The sequence below is a fragment of the Gilliamella sp. G0441 genome (assembly GCF_050589305.1).
GTDB lineage: Bacteria > Pseudomonadota > Gammaproteobacteria > Enterobacterales > Orbaceae > Gilliamella.
On the sequence record NZ_JBNRJF010000003.1, the window covers coordinates 263,871 to 270,364 of the forward strand.

5 protein-coding genes are annotated in these 6,494 nt (G+C 32.2%); 2 read left to right on the top strand and 3 right to left on the bottom strand.

The features are described from left to right. Positions 1 to 86: 86 nt before the first annotated feature. From ACKJXD_RS04690 to ACKJXD_RS04700, 3 genes are all read right to left on the bottom strand, one after another. The gene (locus ACKJXD_RS04690) at positions 87 to 572 is read right to left on the bottom strand and encodes a thermonuclease family protein (RefSeq protein ID WP_430875675.1); all 486 of its coding nucleotides are present in this window, start codon (positions 570 to 572) and stop codon (positions 87 to 89) included. 214 nt (positions 573 to 786) lie between these two features. Continuing rightward, on the bottom strand, positions 787 to 1,308 hold the full coding sequence (gene fabA, locus ACKJXD_RS04695) for a bifunctional 3-hydroxydecanoyl-ACP dehydratase/trans-2-decenoyl-ACP isomerase (protein WP_220216911.1): 522 nt from the start codon (positions 1,306 to 1,308) through the stop codon (positions 787 to 789). Between the two features lie 148 nt (positions 1,309 to 1,456). Next, positions 1,457 to 3,244 (bottom strand): AAA family ATPase, encoded by a 1,788-nt coding sequence (locus ACKJXD_RS04700; protein ID WP_430875676.1) that lies wholly within the window; start codon positions 3,242 to 3,244, stop codon positions 1,457 to 1,459. A 191-nt stretch (positions 3,245 to 3,435) separates the two neighbouring features. Here ACKJXD_RS04700 and ACKJXD_RS04705 point away from each other — a divergent pair, with 191 nt between their 5' ends. Then, the gene (locus tag ACKJXD_RS04705; RefSeq protein WP_430875677.1) at positions 3,436 to 5,208 is read left to right on the top strand and encodes a DUF3413 domain-containing protein; all 1,773 of its coding nucleotides are present in this window, start codon (positions 3,436 to 3,438) and stop codon (positions 5,206 to 5,208) included. A 366-nt stretch (positions 5,209 to 5,574) separates the two neighbouring features. Next, positions 5,575 to 6,494: type VI secretion system Vgr family protein (locus tag ACKJXD_RS04710; RefSeq protein WP_430875680.1), on the top strand; the 920-nt coding region annotated here is incomplete at its 3' end.

The window sequence follows — 6,494 nt, forward strand, 5'->3', positions numbered from 1 at the left end:
ACAGTAAGGTCAGTTATAACAAGTTCTTTCGACCTTTGTATCAGATATTATTACAATGATCTGATAAAAAGGATTTCCTTAAAAAATCATTTTTTGTTCGCACGTCGAAAATCCCAAGGAGCTATTGGTTTTTGATCACGCCAAAGCCCTTTTTTATTTTGTTTGGCTTTTGATTCAAGTTTGAGAAATTTCTTATTCTTTGCTACACCTTTATAGCGATAAACCCATGCATAACCACCGGAGACCATTTTTTCATTAATGTTAATACGATTATAAAATACAGTTCCTAAAGTTCTTTGATAGATATCTTTTTTATTTTCTTTAATAAATACTTTCTTTCCAGCTATCAGTGTTGCTAAATATTTTCTTGAAGCATTACCATAAGCTTGACCTGTTTCTGGGGCATCTATATCAAGTAAACGGATACGAATTTTTTCTTTTAACGGTGTCAACACATCAATGGTATCCCCATCAATAACTTTGACTACTTTACCGTTAAAATCGGCATGAACTAGAGATGAAAATGAAATCAGTAAAATGAAGAAAATAGAAAATCGCTTTATCAACAACATTATTGGCACTAATAAAAAAATAACTTATAAAAGAGCGCCATTATATCTATATTGCTCAGAAAAAATAACTAAAAAGTGAGTTGATGGCGGTAATTTTGTTATTTAAATTCTATTTTTCAGTAGGATAATGTCAAAGATGACTGAATTGAAATTTAGAATGAAAAGTTTGAATCTTGCCTTATTAAATAAAAATAAGGCAAGATTTTTGGAAAAATTAAAATTCACTGGTGTCTTTAAATAAACCAACTTTAAGATCTGAAGCCTCATAAATTAGTTTGCCATCCACATAAACTTCACCATCACCAATTCCCATAATTAGCTTACGGTTAATCACACGTTTAAAATGAATTTTATAAGTCACTTTTTTGTTTTTAGGTAGAATTTGACCTTTTAATTTTAATTCTCCAACGCCTAATGCTCGACCTTTACCTTTTCCGCCTAGCCAACCAAGGTAAAATCCGACTAACTGCCATAAAGCATCAAGCCCAAGACAGCCAGGCATTACAGGATCATTTTTAAAATGACACTTGAAAAACCATAAATCAGGATTAATATCAAATTCGGCCTCAACATAGCCTTTATTAAAGTTACCACCATTTTCATTCATTTCAATAATGCGATCCATCATTAGCATCAAATCGGATGGTAAAGGGGGACCATCATGACCAAATAGTTCACTATTTCCTGATTTAATCAAATCAGCTTTGTCATATGAGGATTTACGTTCAAATGTCATAAATAAACCTTTTATTTTATGTAATTAACTACATGTTTAATAAATAATTATTCAAAATTATTACGAAGAATAATCAAAGATGGTTAAACTCCTTTAAACTGTTCCATCTTATCAATGAAACATTGGGGCTAAAGTTTATTGGCTAACGTTATTTTTTGCAATAATTTTGTAATTTACTAAACCAATTGTCTCGTTTTTTATCTTGTAATAGCATTGATTGCATACGAGCCAAGATAAGTTGATATAAACTAATACTGTTTCCATTTTTATACGGCATACCCGTCAACAAATAAAGTGCATCTGCTATATGTTCAACAGTCCAGATCGAAAATGTTTTTTCATTAATTGCTTTACTGATCTCATCATTCAAACATAAATGACGCTGATTGCTTGCAGGTATAATAACACCTTGTTGCCCCGTTAATCCTTGGTGTTTACACACAGTAAAAAATCCTTCGATTTTTTCATTTATACCACCAATCGATTGAACATTTCCAAACTGATCGACTGAACCGGTTACCGCTATTTGCTGATCAATAGGTTGTTCAGAAAGCGCACTGATAATTGCACACAAACCTGCTAATGATGCACTATCTCCATCTATTTCACTGTAAGATTGTTCAAAAACTAAAGAAGTAGAAAAAGGTAATTGGTGATTAATTGCAAATTCAGACATAATAAAAGATTGCATAATCATCATCCCTTTAGAATGAATGTTACCAGCTAATTCCGTTTTATGTTCTATATCGATGAGTTCGCCATCGCCAAAATGAACTAAACAACTTAATCGGCTGGGTTCACCAATAGCCATCGGATAACCCGGATATTCAACAACGGATAACCCATTAATTTGTCCGATGACTTGATCTTTGGTATTGATCATTATTTGGTTGTTAAAAAACTCTTCCAGAAAACGTTCTTTTAAATAACCTTCACGCCATAATTTTTGCTCAATAGCCTTATCAATCGCTGCTTCATCAATCATCTCATCGTTTTGAATGAAATAAGTCGCATTGACTAATAAAGAATAAATCCAATCAATCGCTAGAGGCAAATAATATTGATCTCCAGTATAACGAATCGCTTCTTGATAAATTTTGTTATAAGCAGACTGAGCAATTTGCGGTAATTGATAAGTCGTTGCGATAAATTTTATATAGTCTAACCAGTCCTGTATTTGGTCTGCTGATTTGACTTGGAGTTCATTTTCATATTCCGCATAGAGCGAAGAATTATAAAAATCCGGTTCGTACTCTTGTAATTCAGCTAAGCTTAATCTATCACCGACTAAAATGATTCTTAAATCAAGGGGAATCGGGGGGATAGATAGTGGCAAAGGATTAGATTCGTCAACCGAAAACCATTCAAATTTTTCCTTTAAAACCATCTGTTTTAATTTTATTAGAAGATTAGGTTGATGGAGAAATGATCGTAAACCTAAAATTAACACCCCACCATTAGCGTCATGAACTAACCCGGGTTCTAATTTAATTGGGCTATTTTCTGGTTGTCTTACACAACCAAATAATTTTTCTGAATCAACGTGAGTCATTGATATACAACTCTCTTTAGTAGCAAAGTTATCTTGCTGACTCTTAGCGTTACTCAGTGTTATTTTATTATCACTAAAAAAATAACTATAGCCTAAATTTAAAATAGGGGTAGAAGAAAGAAATTCTGATTTTACCGCACTCTTAAACAATTCAAAAAAAAGCTCACTTTCTTGAGCTTTTAATAACATAAAGCGTGGATTAAAATTTGCGCGTTTTTTGGGGCATAACATTGACAAGGCCGATACGACACGCGGTTGCCATGTGAGTAAATTTTTTTGATTATCGATAACTGATTTTATTGTATTTTTAGTGTTAGTCATTTGCTCATGAAGGTGAGCTAAATCAGGTTGAATCTGTTTTACTTTGAGTTGTGTAATGGCCAAAATTATTATCTTTTTTGTCAGCAAATTTAATAAACAAATTATAACAAGTATCGTTTGTTACGCCAACACAATACCATAATCATTATGCTAACAAATAAAAAAATTACAGAAAGATTTTTCAAAATCAGGTAAACTGTCACACAACATGCGATTTTTATATTCTTCATTATCATCATAATCAACAATTAACTATGCTCAGACTCAAAAATAATCACATTAAAGATACCCAATCCTCGCAAATTGTAAGCTGGGGACACTGGTTTACATTATTTAATATTTTTGTTGCTATAGTATTGGGTAGTCAATATTTGATTATAGCTGATTGGCCTCGTACTTTTATGGGGCGATTTTATGCACTTATTAGTATCACTGGACATTTCAGTTTTCTAACATTTATTACCTATCTAATTTTGCTTTTTCCATTGAGTTTTTTCATTCATTCATCTCGATGGCAAAGAATAATTGCGACGATTATTGCAACATTAGGCATGTCACTATTGCTAATTGATATAGATATCTTTTCACATTTTAGGATGCATTTAAATTTATCAATTTGGCAATTACTCACCTCGCAGAAAGCCTCATTTTTGAGCTCTGCTTTTGTTATAGTGCCTTTTATTTTATTAATCGAAATTTTATTTGCGCTATGGAGTTGGAAAAAATTACGAAGTTTAAATAAACGTAAAAAGTACGCCAAACCTGTCGTGATTATTTTTATTCTAAGTTTTGTCTTTTCACACCTAATTCATATTTGGGCAGATGCTAACTTTTATCGACCAATAACAATGCAAAGATCAAGTCTTCCGTTATCCTATCCTCTAACCGCTCGTCACTTCCTTGAACGATATGGTTTTATTAGTGAAAACGACTATCGTGATCGAATAAATCAAGAAGGTAATCCTTTTGCCATTGCTATCGAATATCCGCTTGGACGGCTAGATTATGATCAGAAACAAGCGACTAAAAATGTCTTAATGATTGTGATTGATGGTTGGAGTAACGAGATATTAAATAATAATATGCCGTGGTTAAAACAGTTTGCTGCGGAAAATATCACATTTGAGAATCACTATAGTGCAAGTAATCAAACCTATATTAATAAATTTTCTCTTTTTTATGGGTTAGATCCTAATTACTATAATAGTATTTTAGCTGGTCACAAGCCTTCTGTTCTGTTAGATGCGATTAACTATCGACACTATAATTTAGGTCTATTTTCCTATGATGGTTTTGCAGAACCTCTATATCGCACGGCTTTATTATCTAATTTTACGATTCCGGAAACCAAAAAATTATCCAATAAGCAAGTAACGGATAATTGGATGGCATGGAACGATGAGCAAAATAAATTAGAAAATCATGCACCATTATTTTCTGTTATACAGTATTCAATTGGCGTAAAAAATAAGAATTTAACCTTTAAAGATATCGAATCTGACGCAAAGAAATTAGATCAATATCTTGAATCATTGATTGCGTATACTCGATTAACCAATAATTTTGAAGATACCGTCATCATTATCACAGGAACAAATGATTTCAAAATCAACGAAACTAAGAAAGTTGCCTTACGCAATGACAATAATGTGATTCGACGAAATTCGTTAAAAGTGCCATTAATTATATCTTGGCCGGGTAAAACACGTACAACCGTTACTCAACTTACCTCACAAATGGATATCATGCGAACCCTCATGCAAGATGTGTTCTACGTGACATCCTCTCCTCAACAATATTGTCAAGGTGCCAACTTATTTAACACCAAACCTCGCCAATGGATAGTTGCTGGTAACGAAAAAGAAATTGCTGCCCTCTACAATGATAAAACCATTGTTCTTGATGGATTTGGACGATCGAAACTGTATGATTTAAATAACAATTTACTTCAAAATGAAAAAATCAGTTTGCCGATATTCTTACAAATTGTTACTGAAAATCGTCGATTTATGGTGGTGGATAATTAAATTTTCATAACAAAACACACAATCAAATCTTCCCTTATTATAAGAAGACAAATTTTTAAATTTGTCCTTTTTAATGAGGGAACCTCAATTTAGTAAAAAATTAATAATTACACAGCAATAATTTTTTACTTATCTTTTTACTTTTATTTTCAATTAATTACAAATCAATTTTGTTTTGTATTTACTTATTTTAGTAATTACATTAAATAATATAATAATTTAAAAAAGTTGACTGTTTAAAAAAAATACGTATTTTATACACATAAGTATAAACTATTTTACTTAATTTTACGTAATTTAATAAAGTCATTGTACGACTAGTAATAACTAAAAAATTTGAATGTAAGGATTTAGAACGTGAGTATAATGGATCAAATAACTAACAATTTGTCATCACTATCCAAGAAAGCTTTAGTCGATACCCCTGTTAGTAATCATTATATTCTTTCCATTGATAATGTTGATGCCACAGCGGAAATTTCAGTATTATCAATAGAAGGTAAAGAAGAATTAAATCAGCCATGGCGGTATACGATCAATTTTAATAGCCCTAATAAACATATCGCTATTGATTCTGTTCTCAGCCAGCCAGCTTCCTTAACTTTTCAATCAGCTAACCTTATAGAACAACTCATTGAAATAAGTCGATTAATTGATAAACCAAGAACGCTATACGGCATTATAACCGAATTTAGCTTAATATCGATGAGTCAGGAACAAGCGCAGTATCGAGTGGTATTAGAGCCACGCGTGGCGTTACTGTCAAATCATCATCAAAGTGCAATTTTTCAGAATCAAAGTGTTGTCGAGGTGGTGGAAGAAGTACTACGAAACCATGGTTTTACAGGTATAGATTTTAGATTTGAATTAAAGGAATCTTATCCGATACGTGAATTTATCACGCAGTGGCAAGAATCGGATTTAGCGTTTATCAAAAGGTTAATGTCAGATGTCGGAATATGGTTTTATTTTGACACACATCGTGAACATAACTGTGATGTAATCGTCATCAGCGATTATGAACAGGGATTTCAGGATGCAGGTAACATAATCATAAAACAGCCAAGCGGCTTAAATGATAACCTAAAATATAGTGTATGGAATTTACAATTCAGAAGTAAAACCCAACCCAACCAAGTTAGTGTCAACGATTATAATTATCGAATGGCAAATAATTCGCTGTATGGAAGTGCTAATAGTCAGGTAGAAGATATCACCACGCGTGGAGAAGATTATCGCTATGAAGAACACCATAAAACATTGGGTGATGAGCTTACGGTTGAAAG